This is a genomic window from Lutispora thermophila DSM 19022, assembly GCF_900142105.1.
GTDB lineage: Bacteria > Bacillota > Clostridia > Lutisporales > Lutisporaceae > Lutispora > Lutispora thermophila.
Genome location: NZ_FQZS01000013.1, coordinates 1 through 21,124, shown reverse-complemented (window position 1 = coordinate 21,124; position 21,124 = coordinate 1). Strand labels below are relative to the sequence as shown.

General features: G+C 35.0%; 18 protein-coding genes, 2 tRNA genes, 1 other RNA gene and 1 CRISPR repeat array. Of the genes, 1 reads left to right on the top strand and 20 read right to left on the bottom strand.

The features are described 5' to 3' along the window. Positions 1–88 precede the first annotated feature (88 nt). The 18 genes from BUB48_RS10075 to BUB48_RS09990 all read right to left on the bottom strand — a co-directional run bounded on the left by BUB48_RS10075 (position 89) and on the right by BUB48_RS09990 (position 17,215). The gene (locus tag BUB48_RS10075) at positions 89–802 is read right to left on the bottom strand and encodes a PHP domain-containing protein (RefSeq protein WP_073026116.1); all 714 of its coding nucleotides are present in this window, start codon (positions 800–802) and stop codon (positions 89–91) included. Position 803: 1 nt separating this feature from the next. Then, positions 804–1,142, bottom strand: coding sequence for an AraC family transcriptional regulator (locus tag BUB48_RS10070; RefSeq protein WP_073026115.1), 339 nt, complete (start codon positions 1,140–1,142; stop codon positions 804–806). Positions 1,143–1,157: 15 nt separating this feature from the next. Then, on the bottom strand, positions 1,158–2,435 hold the full coding sequence (locus BUB48_RS10065; RefSeq protein ID WP_073026114.1) for a [Fe-Fe] hydrogenase large subunit C-terminal domain-containing protein: 1,278 nt from the start codon (positions 2,433–2,435) through the stop codon (positions 1,158–1,160). Further along, a complete protein-coding gene (locus tag BUB48_RS10060) occupies positions 2,436–2,867 on the bottom strand; it encodes an ATP-binding protein (RefSeq protein ID WP_073026113.1) in 432 nt (143 codons plus the stop codon). 11 nt (positions 2,868–2,878) lie between these two features. Beyond that, complete coding sequence (locus BUB48_RS10055; RefSeq protein ID WP_073026112.1) at positions 2,879–3,235, bottom strand: DRTGG domain-containing protein; 357 nt, start codon at positions 3,233–3,235, stop codon at positions 2,879–2,881. Positions 3,236–3,363: 128 nt separating this feature from the next. After that, a complete protein-coding gene (locus BUB48_RS10050) occupies positions 3,364–3,822 on the bottom strand; it encodes a GNAT family N-acetyltransferase (RefSeq protein ID WP_073026111.1) in 459 nt (152 codons plus the stop codon). Between the two features lie 262 nt (positions 3,823–4,084). Further along, positions 4,085–4,603, bottom strand: coding sequence for a VanZ family protein (locus BUB48_RS10045; protein WP_084524477.1), 519 nt, complete (start codon positions 4,601–4,603; stop codon positions 4,085–4,087). 193 nt (positions 4,604–4,796) lie between these two features. Further along, a non-coding RNA gene (gene ssrS / locus BUB48_RS10040) (6S RNA) lies at positions 4,797–4,989 on the bottom strand. Between the two features lie 11 nt (positions 4,990–5,000). Further along, positions 5,001–5,084: transfer RNA gene (locus BUB48_RS10035), tRNA-Leu, on the bottom strand. Positions 5,085–5,162: 78 nt separating this feature from the next. After that, a complete protein-coding gene (locus BUB48_RS10030) occupies positions 5,163–6,743 on the bottom strand; it encodes a peptide ABC transporter substrate-binding protein (protein WP_073026109.1) in 1,581 nt (526 codons plus the stop codon). Positions 6,744–6,763: 20 nt separating this feature from the next. Beyond that, positions 6,764–7,798: a nicotinate phosphoribosyltransferase gene (locus tag BUB48_RS10025; protein ID WP_073026108.1), complete on the bottom strand. Its 1,035-nt coding sequence runs from the start codon at positions 7,796–7,798 to the stop codon at positions 6,764–6,766. 22 nt (positions 7,799–7,820) lie between these two features. Beyond that, positions 7,821–8,339 carry a lytic transglycosylase domain-containing protein gene (locus tag BUB48_RS10020; protein ID WP_408631048.1) on the bottom strand — a complete coding sequence of 173 codons (519 nt, stop codon included), beginning with the start codon at positions 8,337–8,339 and terminating at the stop codon, positions 7,821–7,823. Between the two features lie 50 nt (positions 8,340–8,389). Continuing rightward, positions 8,390–9,004 carry a dephospho-CoA kinase gene (coaE, locus tag BUB48_RS10015; protein WP_073026107.1) on the bottom strand — a complete coding sequence of 205 codons (615 nt, stop codon included), beginning with the start codon at positions 9,002–9,004 and terminating at the stop codon, positions 8,390–8,392. Between the two features lie 26 nt (positions 9,005–9,030). After that, positions 9,031–11,649: a DNA polymerase I gene (gene polA, locus BUB48_RS10010; RefSeq protein ID WP_073026106.1), complete on the bottom strand. Its 2,619-nt coding sequence runs from the start codon at positions 11,647–11,649 to the stop codon at positions 9,031–9,033. 135 nt (positions 11,650–11,784) lie between these two features. Next, entirely contained in the window at positions 11,785–13,788 is a 2,004-nt protein-coding gene (locus BUB48_RS10005; RefSeq protein WP_073026105.1) for a methyl-accepting chemotaxis protein, read from the bottom strand. Between the two features lie 437 nt (positions 13,789–14,225). Then, positions 14,226–15,512, bottom strand: a complete 1,287-nt coding sequence (locus BUB48_RS10000; RefSeq protein ID WP_073026104.1) for a DUF4349 domain-containing protein — start codon at positions 15,510–15,512, stop codon at positions 14,226–14,228. 23 nt (positions 15,513–15,535) lie between these two features. Beyond that, positions 15,536–16,129: an RNA polymerase sigma factor gene (locus tag BUB48_RS09995; protein WP_073026103.1), complete on the bottom strand. Its 594-nt coding sequence runs from the start codon at positions 16,127–16,129 to the stop codon at positions 15,536–15,538. 144 nt (positions 16,130–16,273) lie between these two features. Continuing rightward, positions 16,274–17,215, bottom strand: coding sequence for a metal-dependent hydrolase (locus BUB48_RS09990; RefSeq protein WP_073026102.1), 942 nt, complete (start codon positions 17,213–17,215; stop codon positions 16,274–16,276). Positions 17,216–17,622: 407 nt separating this feature from the next. Beyond that, a CRISPR array of direct repeats spans positions 17,623–18,651; the repeat unit is 30 nt; unit sequence GTATATAGACTACCTATAAGGAATTGAAAC. A gap of 419 nt (positions 18,652–19,070) precedes the next feature. Here BUB48_RS09990 and BUB48_RS09985 point away from each other — a divergent pair. Beyond that, positions 19,071–19,156 (top strand) — tRNA-Leu (locus BUB48_RS09985). Positions 19,157–19,265: 109 nt separating this feature from the next. On the opposite strand, the gene BUB48_RS09980 is transcribed toward BUB48_RS09985, so the two are convergent. Next, entirely contained in the window at positions 19,266–20,741 is a 1,476-nt protein-coding gene (locus tag BUB48_RS09980; protein WP_073026101.1) for a tyrosine-type recombinase/integrase, read from the bottom strand. Positions 20,742–20,841: 100 nt separating this feature from the next. Continuing rightward, a partial coding sequence (locus BUB48_RS09975; protein ID WP_139249963.1) for an integrase core domain-containing protein occupies positions 20,842–21,124 on the bottom strand: 283 nt, incomplete at its 5' end.

Below are 21,124 nucleotides of genomic sequence, written 5' to 3'. Positions count from 1 at the left end.
AAAAATATGTCAATTATTAACCTTATTTGTTATTGTAACATAACTAATTATTTTTTTTAACTATATTTTCAATTTATTATAAATTTTTTTAATTTGGGCATAATATATTAATTAAGTTTGTAAAGCTCAAATATTCCATTTCCAGAAAATATTCTCTTTCGCTAATATCCCATAGGTAATGTGCATCTGAAGATACAATATAGTTGTACTTTTTTAAAAAGGGGTACTTGCTGATAATAGATTCAGGACTATCTTTTTTTGAAAATTCGACAGTTTTCACGTTTAATGAATTAGGTATAAATCCAAGATTTGAAGTCATGCTATATGCAGGTCTGTCTACATGAGCCGGTATGCATATTCCTCCTAACCCCCTGGTAAGTATAAAAACATCATTAACTGACAAGGAACATGAAGATATTAATAGTTTTTCTATCTTGCCAATAATCTCATCATTTGAGTTCATTATTAATTGTCTTCCGAAAACTTCCTCCTTATTGGGTATGTCCGGCAAGCAATTATATATGATTTCATCTAGTTTTAGAGCATTCTGTAAATTTTTAAAAAAGCATACTATATGTACTTCCTCTTTTGTCTGGACTTCTATGCCAGGTATTACCATAAGTCCATTCCTTTTACCTACTTCCAAAACTGCTGGCAAATTTTTTGCACTATTGTGATCTGTAACTGCGATAATATCTAATCCCTTTAACAATGCCATGTTAACTATATTATTAGGAGTCATATCTTCGTCTCCGCAGGGAGATAAAACTGAATGAATATGCAAATCATAGGCAAATTTCATATCAACTACCAATTCCTATATCAATTAAATCCTTTGCTACCATAAAAGAGCTTTTTTCTGACACAAGTAAGGGTATACCTTCTTCAATAGCTTTTTTGATCGTATCTTCCTCTACTTCTGCATCTTCTGATATTATAATTGATGAAAGCTCCAATAAAGTAGCAACTGCAATAATGTTTGTATGAGTCTGAATTGTAACCCAGACATCCCCTGCGTGAGCATGAGCCATAACCCAGCTTAATAAATCGCATATATATACTCCCTTGACCTCCTTGTCCATACCGCACTCACCTGTTAGCGATCTTAGGTTTAATCTTGCACAGATTTCTTTTACAGTCATACTCATGCACTCCTTCTACACATTTTTTCGTTTAAATCCGTATATAGTTTTTATCATGCAGACGGCTTTTTTATTTTCGCCTTTCACTATATCTTCCGCAAAGGCTCTGCATGTGGGAGACCCACATATTCCGCAATCCAATCCAGGAAGGTTTTTTAGTATTTCTGTTACAAGTTCCATCTTCTGAATTGACTTAGTTAAATCTTTATCCAAAATCATAACTGATTTCGGTTCTATTTCCTCAGTCAATCTAATAAATCCATCTTCATACATCTTAATATACTTATCCAAATCTTCTCTGGCACGCTTTCTATCTCCTATTTTCCTTGCGTACCTCATAATTCGATTCTTGGCAACAAAAGAATTCTGAATTACTAAAGGACCTCCTACACAACCTTCTGTACATGCAGAACATTCTATGAACTCAACATCCTCTAATTTGCCTAGTTCTACTTCTTCCAATACCTTAATGACATCATGGATACCATCAACATCAAGGTAGTTCTCTATTCCTAATGAAGCTGCTTGACCACCTGTTATAGACCATAATAAAGATTCCCTGGTGCTGTTGCTTATACATAGATTTTCGTTTTCTCCCAAGTTCCTAACTATTTCTCCATATATGTCCTTTATAGAAATGGCACCATCTATGTACGATTCCTTAATTCCTATAGGATTTCTGATGCTGGTAACTCTGGCTGTGCATGGTGTGATGAAGAAAACGCCAATGTCTTTAATGTTAAGCCCAGTTTTCTGCGATACTTCTGTCTTTGCAATTCTGGCAGTAATTTCTATGGGTGTTTCTATATCAATAATATTGGGAATGAGATCAGGAAATCTTATTTGTATAAGTCTTAAAATTGCAGGACAACTTGAATTGATTAGCGGGAATCTAATACCAGGCTTTTTCAGCAAATATTCCTTGATCAAATCAATAGATATATCTGCCCCCAGAGTGCCCTCTATTACTTCATCGAATCCTATTCTTTTTATGGATGTTAAGATATGATCTATACTTATATTGGAAGGAAATTGTCCGTATATTGTCAATGAAGGTATTGCTATATTATATTTAAATCTCTTCAACATGTTCAAATCATCTGTTATAGCACTTTTTGCATGATTGGGACATATCTTTATACATTCACCGCAGTCTATACATCTATCGGATATTATCTTAGCCTTCCCATCACGCACTCTTATGGCTTCAGTAGGACAAACTTTAAGGCAACTAGTGCATCCTATGCACCTGTCTTCTCTTAAGATAACTGAATGATTGTACTCATTATTCATTTAATCACCATCTTTCAGCATCATTTTCATAACAATTTTTGTGCCTTTTCCAACGACGCTTTCAATAATAAAATCATCAGAGCATTTTTTCATGTTTGGCAATCCCATTCCTGCACCAAAGCCCATCTCTCTGATTCTATCAGGTGCAGTAGAATATCCTTCTTTCATAGCCAGTTCAATGTCTTCAATACCCGGTCCATTATCTTCAGCTGTAATAATTATAGATTCAGGGTCAATGGTTATGCTGATAACACCTCCCAATGAGTGTATTACCAAGTTCATTTCTGCCTCATATGCTCCAATTGCTACTCTTCTTATTATACCTGAATCCATGCCAAGTTGTCTCAGGATTTTCTTGATTTTGCTTGAAGCCTCCCCAGCTCTTTCAAAGTCATCTTTCGCCACTGGAAACTCATATGATATATTTCCCATATGTATCTCTCCTACACCTTACTTGCTTCTATTCCTCTCAATCCACAACTATATAATATGCCAGAAGCTGTAAAAAGAGTATACTTTGTTGTAAGGATTATGATGGAACTTTCTCTAGCCAGGTCTATTACATCTTTATCAGGCACTTTTCCCCTCACAAAAATTATAGCATTTATATCTGCCATCTCTGCGGTTCTTATTACCTGTGAGTTTACCAATCCCGTCAGAAGAATTGTTCCAGTTTTCACAAATGCTAAGACATCACTCATCAAATCAGATCCAAAGGCATATAATATTTCATTTTCCAATAAATCTTCACCACATAGAACTTCTGCTTGCAAAACATCTCTTATATCCTTGATTTTCATTAACTTTCCTCCTTTTAAATATCATAAATGCATCTTTTGTATATCATATGAGAATGTATATATGTAATGTTAAAAAAGTAACAAATATCCTTAAATAATAACTCCTCTAAAGCTATTAGGGGAGTTGCTTAAACTTCTTTTCTTAATATAATGAAATCTTCATAGCAATCATTAAAATCTATATAATTTTCAATGGTCCTTATATGTTTGAAACCTGCTTTTATCCAAAAATTGATACCTTTATCATTTTTAGATATAACACCAGCATTAAATTTCTTTACATCATAGGTTTTGTTCATAAATGATATAAACGCATTTATGGTTTTATATCCTATTCCTTCATTTCTGTAGTCCTTCTTAATTATAAATGAAGTAATCCATGCTTCATCACTATGATCATAATCGATTCTTCCTTTTAGGACTCCGATCAAATTGCCAACAGAATTAGAAAAAATACCTACGAAAAACTCATGACTACTAATTAATACCTCTAAATATTTTTCCTCCATGTCATCTAAGGACAATCTGTTGCTTATTCCTGTAGCTAACATCGAATCGTCTGTTTCATTATATAATTCCAAAACCAAATTTAGTTCATCTTTTTTATATCTCTAAAAGTAAAATTCTCATACTCCATATTTAATGCTAGCATAATATCACCTTATCTGTTTTGTAGCCTATAATAACGCTATTATTCTATATTCAACTATTTATATTCTACATCAGGTATAAAAATCCTTTATTATGAAATATAATAAAGGATTCACATCAAAATTATAAACATGATAGCTATATGGATGATGCAATTAGTTAACCTATAACTCATTGTTAACAGTATATTACATAATTCTACTTTAGGTGAATCATCACTTTGTCTACTAGCGGTTTCAATACCAAATATAATAAATAACCCAAAAGTCCACCCATGGTATTTGTAATTAAATCTGTTATATCTGCTGAACGAAAACCATTAATCAGCGGTTGGATCAATTCAATACTCAAGCTAAACAAAAAAGTACAACATAAGCAATATATCATATTCTGCTTTTTTACAATAGGCAATAAAAATCCAAAGGGCATCATCATAATTACATTAAGTACAATCTGACGAACAGAATCCCCTCTACCTGCGAAATAATCATCAAAAGGTATCATATTCATAGGTTTATATGGATGATTAAAAATAAATGGTAGAGATGCAATTATCGGCATTAAAGTCACATATAGAACTAATGATATGTAGATATACATAAGCGTGTTAGCAAACAACTTGTCTTTACCTCTTGCCCTCCATTTGTTAAAAAAGACAAACGCATATAACATTGCCAGTGCTATAAAATCTATAATTAATTTCAAACTCTTCATCATAATTACACCTCAGAAAATACATATATCATTGCTTCATATCTTCAGTAAATGTGGATTTATATTCCTCCTACACAAATATAAATACATCACCATTATATCATACTTAGATAATATTTCTCCTTTAGCTGTGTTATGTATAAAGCAATTATCTCAAAAATCAAAAAGAGACACAAAAGTGTCTCTGCATTTCACTAGATAATCCAAAATACCGCTACTTCAATTTTGACACCTATCTCTCCGATAGGTGGGTGTCCGCAACAATGTTTCTATCGCCTTAAATGCCATCTAAGGGTCTCACAATAAAGTACATATCCACATTGTATATAAAACTCCCGTTCTTGTGCTGTAGGTTCAAAACAGAAGATTGGCGAATATCCCAGATCAATATGAGCTTTTATGGTGCGAGAGACGGGACTTGAACCCGTACGGTGTAACCACACGCCCCTCAAACGTGCGCGTCTGCCAGTTCCGCCACTCTCGCAATTCAATTATCAACAACTACATGGATTATTATATAATCTACATGGAACTATGTCAATAACATTTTATTGAAATTACTTTATGATTTAGGGATATACCAATGATTGATAGTTCTGAACAGATTCTCACTATCTGCAATTATTTCTCCCCTTACTTTGTTTCTCATTACTAAAGCATACTTTTTATAAAAAAGACTGATAATTGGCAGATCATCTTTAATTATCCTTTGAATCTCCTGATAATTTACATATTTATTTTCAGTACTCAAAGTTTTTTTCGACTGCTCCAGCAATAAATCCATCCTTGGATTTACATAGCCCCCGTAGTTCATCCCCCTGCTGATTTGAGAACTATGGAAGAAATTATACAAGTCTATTTCCGGCGAGAAATTTATTCCTACCAAAGCCATGTCATAGTCCTTTTTGTTTATTCTTCCCATAAGATTTTCAAAGTTCATAATTTCCACATCAATTACAAAACCAATATCTTCAAGATTATTCTTAATATCTTCTGCTGCTTTGACCCTGTAATCATTTTCTGAATTTGTAATAAGCCTCAATCTAAGCTGTTGCTTTTTCCCTTCAACTTCTCTTTCAAATATTTTGGTATCTTCATTAAGGGCAAATCCTGCATTGTTTATAGAATACTGAGCTTCAGCCTTATTATACATATATTTATCTTCGTCTTCACTGTATAACCATGAACCATGTCTTATTGGAGTATCAGTTACTACTGCATTTCCCAATAAATGCTTTTCGGTTATGGATGTTCTGTTTATACCATACATTAGAGCTCTTCTTACATTTTTATCCGACAATATCGGATTATTGAAGTTCAACGATATAAACTCATAATCTGTTGATACATATTCATAAGTATTGACATCTCTAGATTCTTTATATTTTTCCCAATCATAAGAAGAAGTATTTATCATGTCAATTTGCCCAGTCTCAAATGCAGAGTCGAATGAATCTATGTCTTTAATAAAATTTACTCGTATTTTTGATATATAGGGCATCGAGGATTGGATATTATACTCATTTGGCTCTAGTTCCATATATTTAAGCCTATTGTACTCAACGACTTTATATGGCCCTGTTCCAACAGGCATAGAGCCTGTACTATGCCTTGCAACTATAGGAAATGTAAGTGCATCCAAAGAATTATATGGAAACCCTCCAAATTTCATTTCAATCGTATAGTCATCTAAAGCTTTATAGGAAGTAATGTTCTCAAGCTTGGATTTATAAATTGAAACCCCTGCCCTTTTTATAGTATCAAGTGTATAAACTACATCATCCGAAGTCAGATACTCTCCATCGCTCCACCGTATGTTATGTTTAAGTTTTATAATAACTTTATCTCCTGCATCATTCATATTTATGCTATCTGCAAGCACAAGCACAGGTTTCAACGTCTCATCATACTCCACAAGTCCATTAAACAGAAGCTTGGAAACATCCGTATAGCTTTTGCTGTTTACTAGTAGCGGATTAAGACTCTTAGGTTCTATGCAGCCTATGTTAATTACTCCCCCTTGTGTAGGCTTTTCATCTTCTATTACTATATCAGTATCTATTTGCATCTCAGGTTCAGAACATGATACTGCAAGTATAGCAATAATTATCAATAAAGCTAACGGTATGATTTTATGTTTCATAAATACTTCTCCTCAGTATGCTATTTAAACCTAATCAACTTTTCATTCTCCACCCTTCCTGGAATTCTACCTCTTTTTGCAACAGGCTTCCCTTCAACTTCTTTGATATCCATTGTCATGTCAATGGCGGAAGCTCCTGATATGTAACTGCCTATTCCAAAAGCATCTGCACCAGCTTCGCTTAATGCTCTAATTTTCTCAGGATAAAGTCCACCAGATACAAATATTTTTACATAGTTAAATCCTTCAAGGTCAAGTCTTGCTCTCACTTCTCTCACCAATTCAGGGGTCACTCCACCTCTTTCGCTGGGTGTATCCAACCTGATGGCATAAAGATTCTTTCCAAGGGCCCTTGCTACTCTAATTGCTTCTTCCGGCTCATCCTTAAATGTGTCAATAAGCACTGTTCTCTTATGTTCTACCGGCATAGTCTTATCATAAGCAATTGCAACAGGCAATGTATCTCCGGCTATCAAGAATGATGCATGAGGTAAAGTTCCTGAAGCTTCAATGCCTAACAGCTTAGCTGCCAATACATTGCTTGCACCGCTGGCACCCCCAATGACAGCAGCTCTTTCCATTACAGGAGCCACTGAAGGATGAACATGCCTTGATCCGAACACAATAAATGGTTTACCTTGACATGCTTCCTTGCATTCCCTGGCTGCTGTTGCCCAACCACAGGAGCTGGCAAGAATACCTAATAATATAGTTTCATAAATAGCAAACTCTCTATAGGGTCCAATAATTCTCATTACAGTTTCCTTAGCATTGAAACTTTCTCCTTCTTGAAGTGCCCAAATCTCTAAGTCTTTATTTTTCAGAACATTGAAAGCCTCTTGAATGCCTGCAAAAACGCCCGGTTTTCTTGCAAATATTTCTGCAGTCACTATTTTATCTGCTATTCCCATAGAATCTAATATATCGATGGTTCTAACAAAATATATGTCTGTAGTATATCCATCCAGTATTTCTTGCTCATTGGCAGAATAAAGCTGCCTGTTGGCATCCAATTTAATTTTTTTGACATCTGCTAAACTTCTTATTTCAGCCAATCAAATTCATTCCTTTCATTCGTTAATTAGATATGCTATATATTCTCTTATATATATTATAGGCTTTACTAATCTTTTTAATATAGGTACTGGTTTCTTCAAAGGGAATATATTTCAGCGAAACTCCGTCTTCGCTGCATCTTTCATCCTTTAACCATTTATTTACATTCCCTAACCCTCCATTATAAGCAGCTAAAGCCAATTGGATATTACCATCATAGTATTTTAAGAGGTAATTCAAATACCAGCATCCCATTTTTATATTCATTTCCGGTTGGTATAGCATCTCTTCTTCAAAATCATTTATTCCAAGCTTCTCTCCTATCCACTTACCTGTGGATGCTTTTATCTGCATCAAGCCTAATGCTCCTTTATTAGATCTGGCTAAAGTATCGAAATTACTTTCAACTTTGATTATAGCAGCAATTAAATATATATCCAGTCCATATTCAACGGCATATTTGCTTATAGTATCTTCATACTTCATGGGATAAAGGGTTCTTATCAGTTTGGGGATCACTCCGCTTAATATGTATATCATAATAATTATAACTGTTACTACAATTAAAAATCTTCCTCTTCTTCTAATGATCAACAATTTCTCCCCTTTTGACATTCACTAACTATTTTAGTCCATTGCTTCTTCACTTCTTCTTCTAATTCTTCAAAAGTTCCCTTATTATCTATTATTACATCTGCAAATTGTGCTTTTTTTTCATCGCTGTATTGAGCCATTATCCTGTTATTAGCCTCTTCATAGGAATAATGATCTCTTTCCATAAGCCTATGAAGTTGGATATTTTTATCAACTTTTACCAGCCATACAATATCACATATTGAATGCAAACCCATTTCAATAAGTATAGCCGCATCTACAACCATAATCTCTATGCCCTTTGACTTGCATTCTGATATAATATCCTTTACTCTATCAATTATATGTGGATGCGTAATAGAATTCAACTTATTTAACTTATCTCTGTCGGAAAAAACAATATGCCCTAAAGCTTTTCTGTTTATTTGCCCATCAGGCAGCAATATATCTTTTCCAAAATAATCAACTATTTCATTATATGCTTTTTCTCCTTTCTCCACAACATCTCTACCTATTTCATCTACATCTATTATATAAGCCCCTAGTTTTTTCAACAATGAAGACACTGTGCTTTTCCCACTGGCTATGCCTCCTGTCAATCCAATAACCACGCTAACCTCCTCCAAAATACGTTGTATTATTTTGTCTCATACCAACTCATGCCTACATTTATGTCAACAATAAGCGGTACTTTCAAATCAAAAGCCGTTTCCATTTTTTCCTTAACGATTTTTTTCACTTCTTCAACTTCATCTTTGTGTGCTTCCACAATCAACTCGTCATGCACCTGCAATATAAGCTTGGATTTCATCTTTCTGTTTTTGAGTTCTTTATATACTCTCACCATTGCGATTTTTATAATATCTGCAGCACTACCTTGTATAGGAGTGTTCATCGCTATTCTTTCTCCAAAGCTTCTCTGCACCGCATTAGCGGATGAAAGTTCAGGTATGTATCTTATTCTGTTTAGTATTGTTGTTACATATCCTTTTTCTTTGCCTTCCTTAACAATATCATCCATATATTTTTTTACCATGGGATATCTGGCAAAATAGTTGTCGATATACAATTTCGCTTCCTTTTTCGGTATTTTAAGGTCCCTGGCAAGCCCAAAGTCGCTTATGCCATATACAATACCAAAATTAACTGCCTTTGCCCTGCTCCTCATCAAAGGACTCACCAATTCTTTATCAACTCCAAAAACTTCAGAGGCAGTTCTGGTATGTATATCCTCATTGTATATGAAAGATTGAATAAGGCTTTCATCTCCTGAAATATGAGCCAGAACTCTTAATTCTATTTGTGAATAATCGGCATCAACTAAAACATAGTCTTCATTTTTAGGAACAAATACCTTCCTGATTTCTCTGCCGTTCTCTGTTTTAACCGGAATGTTCTGAAGGTTTGGTTCTGTACTGCTGAGCCTCCCGGTAGCAGTTACTGTCTGATTGAACTTAGAATGTACCTTTCCAGTCTTTTCATTGATTATATTTATAAAACCATCTACATAGGTGGACTTTATCTTCAGTAATTGCCTGTATTCCAATATCTTATCTATGATGGGATGTTTGTCTGAAAGTTTTTCTAACACCTCCACATCTGTTGAGTATCCTGTTTTTGTCTTCTTCACAGGAGGTAATGAAAGCTTTTCAAATAGTATTACACTCAACTGCTTTGTTGAGTTGATATTAAATTCCTCTCCTGCAAGCTCATATATTTCCTGTGTCAGTTTATCAATTCTTTCTGAGTATAAGGCAGAAAGTTCACGAAGTCTATCTTTGTCTACCTTAAAACCTTCATGCTCCATGTCAGCCAACACTTCCGCCAGAGGAAGTTCTACATCTTTATAAAGACTCTCCATACCCATTTCTCTAATTTTATCCATCATGGGTTTCATCAACTCATCTATGGCTTTTAAGCTATTGCCGTAGTTTTTTACCTTATCTCCTTCTTTTGATTCATAATCATTTATGATGTTGCCAAAGAACTCATTATATATGCTTTTCAGCTTATAATCAGGCTTCGACGGATTAAGCAAATAGGCAGCTATCATACTGTCAAATATTATGCTTTCTATATTAATACCTATGGTCTTTAAAATCAATATATCCGACTTAATATCATGTCCTGCTTTTTCTATGTTTGCATTTTCCATGACATCCTTTAAGAAATCTATGGCAGCACCATTTATTGGAATATAGAAATATTGGCTTTGCACTGCAATAAATACATAATCAGGACTGCCATTATCATCTTGTGATATCTTAAATGTTATCTTTTTTTCTTGTAATATTTTGCTCATAAGCCCTTTCAATGCCATGGAATCATTTATTTCACTTACATCTATATCTGCATCTACATTTACCTGGTTATCTTGACTTTTTAAATGTACAGCTTTTATTTTTTGCAGAAATGATTTGAATTCCAGCATTTCATATAGTTGGGCTAATGACTCATAATCCGGCTCCTCATATTCGCAATCTTTAATATGTACATCTAATGGGGCATCCGTAATTATTGTGGCCAACCTCTTGGATAGCAGCGCCATATCCCTATTGTTCTCCACATTTTCTCTTATCTTATTCTTTTTAATGTTATCGGTATTTTCCAATATATTCTCAATAGTACCGAACTGTTTAAGCAATTCTAAAGCCGTTTTCTCCCCAACGCCTGGTATGCCCGGTATATTATCAGAAGCATCACCCATAAGCCCTTTAAGGTCAATGACCTGCTCTGGGCTTATGGAGTACCTCTCCAAAAGCTTATCTCTGTCGTACTCCTCCATCTCACTTATACCCTTCTTAGTCATAAGCACATGAACGTTATCGGTTATAAGCTGAAAAGCATCCCTATCACCCGTTACTATCAATGTCTTTATATTCTCTCTATCAGACATTTTAGATAGGGTCCCTATTATATCATCGGCTTCATAGCCTTCCAGTTCCAATCTTTTTATATTCATAGCATCTATAACTTTTTTTAAATAAGGTATCTGTTCTGCCATATCCTCAGACATTTTCAGCCTTTTAGCCTTATATTCTGCATATTCCTTATGTCTGAAGGTGGGTTCCTTGCGGTCGAATGCAATTGCAATATACTTTGGTTTATATAATTCAATAAGCTTATTTATCATATTTACAAATCCAAATATAACATTTGTATGCAGTCCATCCTTGTTTGTCAAAGGCGGTAAAGCGTAGAATGCTCTGTGCATCAAACTGTTGCCATCTATAATAATGATAACATCCTTTTCCATCCCACATATCCTCCAAAATTAGTTTAATCTTATTATTTCCATACATTTTTGAAAAACCCTTTATATCGAAACAAAAAAGTTTGGAGTGTATGCTTACCAAAAAGAATCAGATTCCTAAGAATCTGATTCAAAATTCTAATACTTAAACTTGATTATGCTTTGTCGCATTTCATCTGACATCCTAGCCAGAGCTTCACTGGCATCTGCAATTTCAGCTATGGCAGCAGTTTGCTCTTCTACTGATGCATATACTTCCTCTGTGGCTGCTGCATTTTCCTGTGCTATTGCCGATAAGTTCTGCATTATTTGTATTACATCATTCTTTTTAGCCTCCATAAGCTGTTCAGATTTATTTATTTCTCCAACATACTTTTTCATATCTTCTATGGAAATGGCAATGCCTGCATATTTTTCGTTGGTCACTTCAACGCTTTCGGCCTGTAGTTCTATTACTTTCCTTGCATCTTCCATTACATCAATTGCCATACCGGTTTCTGCTGTAAGCTCTCGGATGATTTCCTCAATCTCTCCAGTGAATTTATTGGATCCTTCTGCCAGTTTCCTTATTTCCTGGGCAACTACAGCAAATCCTTTTCCTGCTTTTCCAGCCCTTGCTGCCTCTATTGCAGCATTAAGAGCTAGAAGGTTAGTCTGATCCGCTATGTTTTTTATCATCTGGCTTGCAGATTGTATTTTTTTTGCTTTTTCATTGGTACTTAAAATGACACTATTAACATTTTTAACAGCTTCTCCAGAAGATTGGGTCTTTTCTACAAGATCTTTTACAACCTGCAAACCTTCTTCTTTGAGACATTTTATGGCTTCAATCGCTGAAATCAAATTGTCAACATCCCTCTTATTTCTATCAATCAAGTTCCCGAGTTCCTCAATAATTGCAGCAGTCTTTTCTGTATCAATTGCCTGCTCATTGGCTCCCTGTGATATATCTTCTATTGCTCTAACGATTTCTTCAGAAGCATTAGAAGATTGCTGGCTTGTAGCAGTCAGTCCATCGGAAGACAAGGCTACTTGCTCAGATATCTCGGATATTTGCTTAACAAGGCTTTTCAAATTTCCATTCATATTAATCAGTGAGTTGCCTATATGCCCTATTTCATCCTTTCGTTTTGCATACTTTAAAGCTCTGCTCTTTTCATCAAATCTTAAATCATAATTAGATAATCCCTCAATGATTTTTGAGTACTCAATAATAGGCTTTGATATATAACTCCCTAATAAAGCTGAAACTATGAGGCCTATTGTTATAAATACCATAGTTCCAATTATCAAAACTCTTCTTAATCTATTTAAACCTGAAAGAGCATCGCTTTCATGAGCTCCTATAGCTAATACCCAACCAGTGCTAGGTATTGGTTCAATGCCCATAATCCTTTTGCTGCCTAATAAATCATAGTTTATAATACCTCTATTTCCCATTCCTAATTTTTGCATTTCCAACCCAATATTTTTGAAGTCTCCATTTGTTTCAATATCCTTAAATATGTTTCTCTGATTTTTCACATAACTCCGATCTTTGTGAGCATACACAGTGCCATCGGAGCCCAATATGAATGCATAGCCATTGTTGCCAAAACCCATATTATCTATTACATTGCTCAATGTGATACCATCTTTCACTGCAATCAATACACCCACAACTATATTATCCCTTTCAATGGGAGCTGCAATTATATATACAGCTTCATTTGTATCACTGCTAATAAACACATCTGAAACATTACTTTGCCCTTGTAAAGCTTTTTTTATGTAATCCTCATCCCCAAGATATGCAGTGGCATCTTTTGATGCATAATAGGCTGTTCCATCATAAGTTACTACTCCCATATCCAAAAAACCTAGTCTTGAAATATTAGAGATTAAGTATTGATGCTGCATATGCCAATCCATAGTCTTTATACTTTCATGTCTGGCTAACTCTGATAGAACAGCTACATCCTTTCCAATAATTCCTTCAATAATCTCAACTCCATCATTAGCAGATATGGACAGTGCATCTTTGGTTTGATTAAGTATGGAACTTGAGCTGAGCTTTATGCCTATAGAACCCAAACCTATTGATACTGCAAGAATTAAACAGCATATTAGTAATGATATTCTTTGAGATATACTTAGTCTCATATGCTCCCCTCCTATTGCAATAACTTAATATTTAATAGCTTGATAATATAAGTGAATTGATAGCTGCATTCCTTCCTGTATATATGTGTTATAATTGATTTGAATATCTACAATTATATAAAGTAGGCAGAAAACTGTCAATAATATTCTTTATTTTCTGAATTTATTTATGAGTTAATATCTATTCAATATAACGCAAACTACTTTATTTACTGCGAAAGAACACTTTTTAAACCGTTCTCTAAGTTCACCAAGAAATTTATCCCTAAAATAATAAGTTTACTAGGAAGGCTTTCTTGAAATGCTTTACGGAAAGTATAAATTAAAAATTAATACTTTCCTAGCATTATAAAAAATCGGATTTATAGCAATCCGATTTTTTATAAATTTCTAAAACTTCCTTGATTATTATAATATATTAATTTAGAAACTTTCTTCTATTTATTTTTCCTTTTTTTCTTATTGTAAACAATATATGCTATTAGTATCAGTACAGCTAGTATAATCAGATAGGGTATAGTCGAAATAATGAGTATAAACAGTCTCTGTCCGCCTCTTAGAATAGTGTTTATAGCTCCAACAAACCCATTATATGCATTAGTCCATACCGTAGGAACATTTATGCTCTCCAACTTTCCGGCTTTTACTTCTTTGAGATTTACATATAGTGTGGATAAACTTATTTGATTATCCCATCTATTCATGTTTGTGGACATCAAATCTATTTCATTTCTGACCCGGTTAAGCTCATTCTCTATTTTCAATATTTCATCCACATTTTGTGCTTTTGAAATCAATTCTCTAAGCCTGTTTTCCTGAACTTCGAGATTGACAATCCTTGTAGCGGTGTCATAATATTGCTCGGAAATATCCACAGAATTTGTACTCTCATTTATAACTTCACCCATGGTCTTTATCTCTTCAACTGTTGAACCAAATTTAGCAGCAGGCAATCTAAGAGTCAGATTTCCTGTTTTCAACTTCTCGCTTTTGCCATCTGCTTCATAGCTTATTATATTATCCACATAGGAGCTTTCTACATAACCACCATTTCTCTCTGCCAAGTCAGCTATACTTTCCATCTTATTGTCAAAATCAGTAACTTCCAAAGAAATGCTGCCGTTAGTAATTACTTTTCTTTCATAAACCTGTGATTCAGATTGAATTGCTTTCTCCTTGGCAGTTGTAACTTCCTCAGGAGCTCCCATAGTTAAGGCATATGATGCCTTATCCGTTGCTGAAGCCATATCTAATGAGTTTGAGAATTCCATATCAATATCGTTTTGTCTTTCTTCTGCTTTTGAATTCTCAACAGCCGATGACTGAATTCCATAACCTCCAAACTCTCTTTCCATCTCTTTTGCAATGGCTTCATCTTTTTTATTGAGTCCTGCCAACCCAGGCAAAGAAGAAAACCCAATAACAACTACCAAAAATACAGCAGCAACTCCTGATACCCATCTCCAGTTGCGTTTAAAGAAGCTTTTCTTAGATTTATCAGAACCCATATCCTGGATTTTTGCCATGAGATCTTGATGGAAGGTTTCGGGTAATTCGATTTCTTCTAGATTGTTGCAATAAGCTATAGTGGATAAAAGCAAATTATACTCTTCCATGCAGTCGGAACAGCTTTCCAGATGCTTTTCAAATTCTATTCTATCTATATCATTCATATCTCTATCTATATATGAAGACATAAGACTTCTTACTAATTCGCAATCCATTCTTGTTCCCTCCCCTTTAAAAATTAGACGCTCTTTTTTTCGTAAAGTTCCAATTGGTGCTTAAGCTTGTCCTTAAGCAAATTTCGAGCCCTGTTTATTCTTGACTTTACAGTACCCAGGGAACAGTTGAGTATGGTTGCTATCTCTTCATAACCAAAGCCTTGTACATCTCTAAGTATAATTACGGTTTTATAATCTTCTGCAAGGGAAGAAATGGCGTTTTGTATCAATTCCTTTTTTTCCACTTTTTCATAGATATCTTCCGGCGTTTCTTTCTCTGCACTTAGCTCAATTATGGCTGAACCTTTATCTGTCTCTACATTCATCTCCAAAGGTATCACATTGGCTTTCTTTCTCTTTCTAAGCTCATCAAGGCATACGTTTGTTACTATTCTATAAAGCCATGTAGAAAAAGATGATTCTTCCCTGAAATTCTCGATAGATTTATATATCTTTATAAAGGCTTCTTGAGCCATATCCTTGGCATCTTCTTCATTGCCCATGATTCTATAAGCAATATTATAGGTTTTTTTCTCATAGCTGCTTATCAATTCCTCGAAAGCCTCTATATTGCCTTTCTTACTCTTAGCTACAAGAAGCTTTTCCATCTCTTCCATATATTATCCCTCCCCTATTACTCAGTAACCCCTTTAAGTTAGACTAAAAACAAGCAAAAAAAGTTTCATAGCTGATTTGATTATGTTATATATGTCCTATTATACACGTATTAAAGTAAAAAAAATATAGGTATTGAAAAATACCTATATTTCCACATTCCTTGTCCTATGATATGGATGAAATACTGAAGCCACCAGCTTAAAATTTTCATCCATTACTGCAGTGGCATGATGTAAAAAATCCTTTGCTACGTAATATCTCAAATCTATGAAGCTGTACTCATACCCGCTGTTTGTTTTCTGACATTTTATATGAAATAGGGGAGTAAACTCACTGAAAAACTTGGCAATTGGTGTATTCTTTACAGCCGTAATGAGTTTCTTGTCTTGTTCATTCATAGTATCAATAATCTTAAGTTTCCTGGGTAATAAGTTTAACTCACCGATTATCATTTTACCTTTAACTTTTATGACAAAATGCCACTTTACAAGCCCTATCATAGATGGCAAAACTCGTATAAACATTACCGGCCCTTGTTCTTTAAAATTATCCAATACATTCTTTTTCACATAAAGTTTCATGCAGTAACGGGCACACAAATACATGAAAAACACTGCTAAAGATATTACTGGGTGAATTTTGCTTCTTATATTGGGAATAACAATTGCTAGAGATACAATTATCAACATGGGGTCATAAACCAAAAGCAAATCCAGAGTAATTTTTTTCTTGTAAACAGGCCACAACACCTGGGCACCATAAGAGTTTGTAATATCCAGCAACAAATGGGATATACATCCTGATACAGCATATAGAAACAGTTTTATAAATGATGCTTCAGGATACAGAAACGACAATACAGCAGTAATAACTGTTCCATACAAAAAAATAAATGGAATGGAATGGGACATTCCCCTGTGGTTTTTGAGATAGCTGTAATCTCCCTTTAGCTGCATTATAATATCTGCATCAGGAATCACAGCTCCTAACATACTTCCCATTGCATAGGGGCTGGCAATCGATACTGTCTCTCCTGTAAAAGCTGCAATTGCCAGCCCCACGACACCGTGTGTGATTGGATCCATAGCTCTCCTCCATAATATCAGTTTTTTCTACTTTATTATATTAAATTATATCATATATGCTAGTACAAAACAGTTTTATATTTTGGAAATCAATGACAAATTATTGACAATGAACTTAATGCAAAATTACTATTGGAGCTGTTCTTTTTTCTTACAATTATTTGATGCTCTTAACGCTTCCTTAATTATGCACATTTTTACAAATATATGATATTATAAAAGATAAGTAATGGAATTAAAAACTTAATCCAAATTTTTATATTTTCTATCGACCTGTAATCCTGCAAAAAACATGGGACATCGATAGAAATAAAAATCAGCCAAAATCAAAGCATAATAACTTTAGCTGCCATAAATCAGATAATCATGATAAAATATGAATATAGTAAATATGCTATGTGCACGGGGTATATAGACTACCTATAAGGAATTGAAACTTCTTTCAGGCTGGTTTAAGCAGCCCTCCGGAGCCGGGTATATAGACTACCTATAAGGAATTGAAACACTGATTTAGGTCTGGAAGCTTCCTCGCCAGCCAGTATATAGACTACCTATAAGGAATTGAAACTAATATCTCTTTCTACTGCCCCAGTTGCTTGCTTCAAAGTATATAGACTACCTATAAGGAATTGAAACTAATCTTTGCATGATATCTATAGTTTTCTGTGACGCGTATATAGACTACCTATAAGGAATTGAAACTATTTAGGAAGATATTTGTCATCTGGTGAAAAAGGCGTATATAGACTACCTATAAGGAATTGAAACCTAATAATTCGTTTGAACAGTCCTGACATACATCTAGCGTATATAGACTACCTATAAGGAATTGAAACCATATTCAAAAGAGTATTTGCCGGATACAATCGAGGAGTATATAGACTACCTATAAGGAATTGAAACTGTAATTGGGGTGAATCAATTGGAAACAAAGCTTGGTATATAGACTACCTATAAGGAATTGAAACTCCTTCTTGATATCAATAAGTTTCTGATTGAGGATATCGTATATAGACTACCTATAAGGAATTGAAACCATATTCAAAAGAGTATTTGCCGGATACAATCGAGGAGTATATAGACTACCTATAAGGAATTGAAACTGTAATTGGGGTGAATCAATTGGAAACAAAGCTTGGTATATAGACTACCTATAAGGAATTGAAACTCCTTCTTGATATCAATAAGTTTCTGATTGAGGATATCGTATATAGACTACCTATAAGGAATTGAAACGATGAAGCGAAGGAAAATCCTTTTGAGTGTGAAGAATATATATAGACTACCTATAAGGAATTGAAACGATACTTTTTAAGATGTATCTTAGCCTTGGGACTGAGTATATAGACTACCTATAAGGAATTGAAACCTGCTTGTTGTATTGCTTCGGATAAGTCCTTGCTAGCGTATATAGACTACCCATAAGTATTTAAAGCAAATATCAGACCAAAAAGGAAAAATAAGAAAGTCTTGATTTACGCTTAAAATTTCCCCTGTCTCACTTTCAATTATTTATTTTTATGATTTAGTTACTATGACGGATCCCTAATATAAATAAAATGTCAACATGCTTTTACTCTTCCTTTCTCTACAATAAATTTGAACCACTAACAATAAATTTTTTGTTGCTTTTTATGTTTATCTGTGATATTATAAATAACGTAGCGCCGGAGTGGCGGAATTGGCAGACGCACATGACTCAAAATCTACTTCGTGCTTTCACCCGTCGGTGTGTGCAAACCCTGATAATACGGGGTTCTTGAAAACAAAATAATTGTTTTGGTTTTAATATCCCTCCTAAATGTCCCTCCTAATTCTAAAGGTGGGTCAGGGAGAGGAAAATTAAAATAAACTTGCCGAAGTGGCGGAATTGGCAGACGCGGCGGTCTCAAAAACCGTTGGGTACTCCCCATGCCGGTTCGAGTCCGGCCTTCGGCACCATAGAAACCAAAAGCTCTTAAAACGCTGTCTAGGCCGATTTGAGAGCTTTTTTCTTTAGTTTCATTTATACTTGCCTTTCGCCTCCTTGCCGTATTGGCGTTCCTCCCGCTTAAGTGGGATATACGCCGATAATTGCATTGGCCGAAGCGACCTTCGAGCTGAAATCCAGGTGGGTGTAGATATTCGATGTTGTAGAAATATCGCTGTGTCCCAACCATTCCTGAATCTCTTTCAGACTGACTCCGTTGGCGTATAATAAGCTGGCACAACTGTGTCGAAGGTCATGGAAACGTATTTTCTTCAGATTGTGGTTTTTTAAGACGATTGCAAAGTGCTGCGTAATGTATCCGGGTTTGATTCTTTCTCCAATCTCATTCACATAGATGTAGTCCAGGTAATCTTTGCAATACGCCTTGCCGCAAACCTTTTGATTTAGTTCCTGCTCAGCCTTCAGCCTGCGGAGCAATTCTTCAAATGGTGCAACCAGCGGCAGGGTGCGGTAGCTCGATTTTGTCTTTGTACGGTCTTTTGCTATGGTAGTAATTTTCCCATCCAGTGTTACCTCGGTTACCGTATGTTTAATCGTCAATGTCTTTTTTTCAAAATCAATAGCGTCCCATTTTAGCCCTACGATCTCACTCCGGCGAAGTCCATAAAACGCGCCTAAAATCACGGCCAGTTCTATCCGTTTATTTTTTACGATAGCGAATAAGGTTTCCAGTTCGCTTGCATCGTAAACACTGCCTACGAATTTTTCCTTTCTGGGCCGCTCAATCCTGTCGGCAGGATTGAAATTAATCAGTCCAATCTTGAAAGCGTACTGCAAAGCCTTGCGGATGTTTGCATGACGATGAATAACTGTGTTGGCGCTCAATCCTTTTTCATTAAGCTCATACCGGTAATAATCCTGTATGTGCTTTGGGGTCAGGTCTTTCAGTTTTATCTTTTTCCCTTCAAAATAAGGAATAATGCTGCTCTTAATACAGTAGGAATAAGACGCAAATGTAGTCATCTCAACACTGTTTTTCATCATCTCCAGCCATTCCAGCAGGAAGTCGGTAAACAATATCTGTACTTCACCAGAGGTCGGGTTCACTCTGTCCGCCGGATTATCCCGAATCAATTCAAGCTCCACAGCGTATTGCAAGGCTTCTTTGATGGCTTCATGATATTGGAGAAGGGTACTGTTTGATACACTGTTTTCTGTTTTCTCATACTGATAGTAGCTTTCTATATCCCTCGGCTTCATTTCTGATAACCTAATGGCGGTATTCTTAAAGTAAGGGATGATACAGTTTTTAACATCGTATGAGTAGAGTGCATATGTTTCAGCATCCACTTTGTTTATTACATCTTTCAGCCACTTTGATAGGAAGTCTGCAAACAAAGCGTTTTTGTCACTCATTGCAGTATCGGGGTTAAACTCTTTCCTGATTTTCAAAAGCATCGCTTCGGCACGTTTTTTGTTACCCTTTATGGGAAGTCCTGTGCTGATGGACTTTGTTTGGCGTTTTCCATAAATATCTTTATAGTTGAGGATAATATGGAAATACCCGTTTTTTTCCCGTAGATGTCCTGCTACCATAATAATTAACCTCCTTGAAAAGTAACAGTTTAAATTCACCTACCACTGACGATTAGAGTTGGACCTATGTCAATATTTTAGACACAAAAACTCGGATTTACTATGCTGATTTTCTAGCCATATCCTCACATTGCTGAGGGGTAATATACCCAATGCTACCATGGATTCTCTTTCTGTTGTACCAGGATTCTATGTATTCAAAAATTGCCAGTCTTGCAGCATTAAAATCGTAGTAGGTTACTAGGTTAACCTCTTCCTTTTTTAGGGCAGCATGAAAAGACTCAATACAGGCATTGTCATAGGGATTTCCCTTAGAACTGAATGAGTGAATGAATTTAATTTCTGATATATATTCTGAGAATCTAGAGCTTGTATACTGTGAT

Coding starts and splice junctions, on each gene's coding strand:
- BUB48_RS10075 (WP_073026116.1), bottom strand. CDS start 802: ATGAAATTTGCCTATGATTTGCATATTCATTCAGTTTTATCTCCCTGC.
- BUB48_RS10070 (WP_073026115.1), bottom strand. CDS start 1,142: ATGACTGTAAAAGAAATCTGTGCAAGATTAAACCTAAGATCGCTAACA.
- BUB48_RS10065 (WP_073026114.1), bottom strand. CDS start 2,435: ATGAATAATGAGTACAATCATTCAGTTATCTTAAGAGAAGACAGGTGC.
- BUB48_RS10060 (WP_073026113.1), bottom strand. CDS start 2,867: ATGGGAAATATATCATATGAGTTTCCAGTGGCGAAAGATGACTTTGAA.
- BUB48_RS10055 (WP_073026112.1), bottom strand. CDS start 3,235: ATGAAAATCAAGGATATAAGAGATGTTTTGCAAGCAGAAGTTCTATGT.
- BUB48_RS10045 (WP_084524477.1), bottom strand. CDS start 4,603: ATGATGAAGAGTTTGAAATTAATTATAGATTTTATAGCACTGGCAATG.
- BUB48_RS10030 (WP_073026109.1), bottom strand. CDS start 6,743: ATGAAACATAAAATCATACCGTTAGCTTTATTGATAATTATTGCTATA.
- BUB48_RS10020 (WP_408631048.1), bottom strand. CDS start 8,339: ATGATATACATATTAAGCGGAGTGATCCCCAAACTGATAAGAACCCTT.
- polA (WP_073026106.1), bottom strand. CDS start 11,649: ATGGAAAAGGATGTTATCATTATTATAGATGGCAACAGTTTGATGCAC.
- BUB48_RS10005 (WP_073026105.1), bottom strand. CDS start 13,788: ATGAGACTAAGTATATCTCAAAGAATATCATTACTAATATGCTGTTTA.
- BUB48_RS10000 (WP_073026104.1), bottom strand. CDS start 15,512: ATGGATTGCGAATTAGTAAGAAGTCTTATGTCTTCATATATAGATAGA.
- BUB48_RS09995 (WP_073026103.1), bottom strand. CDS start 16,129: ATGGAAGAGATGGAAAAGCTTCTTGTAGCTAAGAGTAAGAAAGGCAAT.
- BUB48_RS09990 (WP_073026102.1), bottom strand. CDS start 17,215: ATGGATCCAATCACACACGGTGTCGTGGGGCTGGCAATTGCAGCTTTT.
- BUB48_RS09980 (WP_073026101.1), bottom strand. CDS start 20,741: ATGGTAGCAGGACATCTACGGGAAAAAAACGGGTATTTCCATATTATC.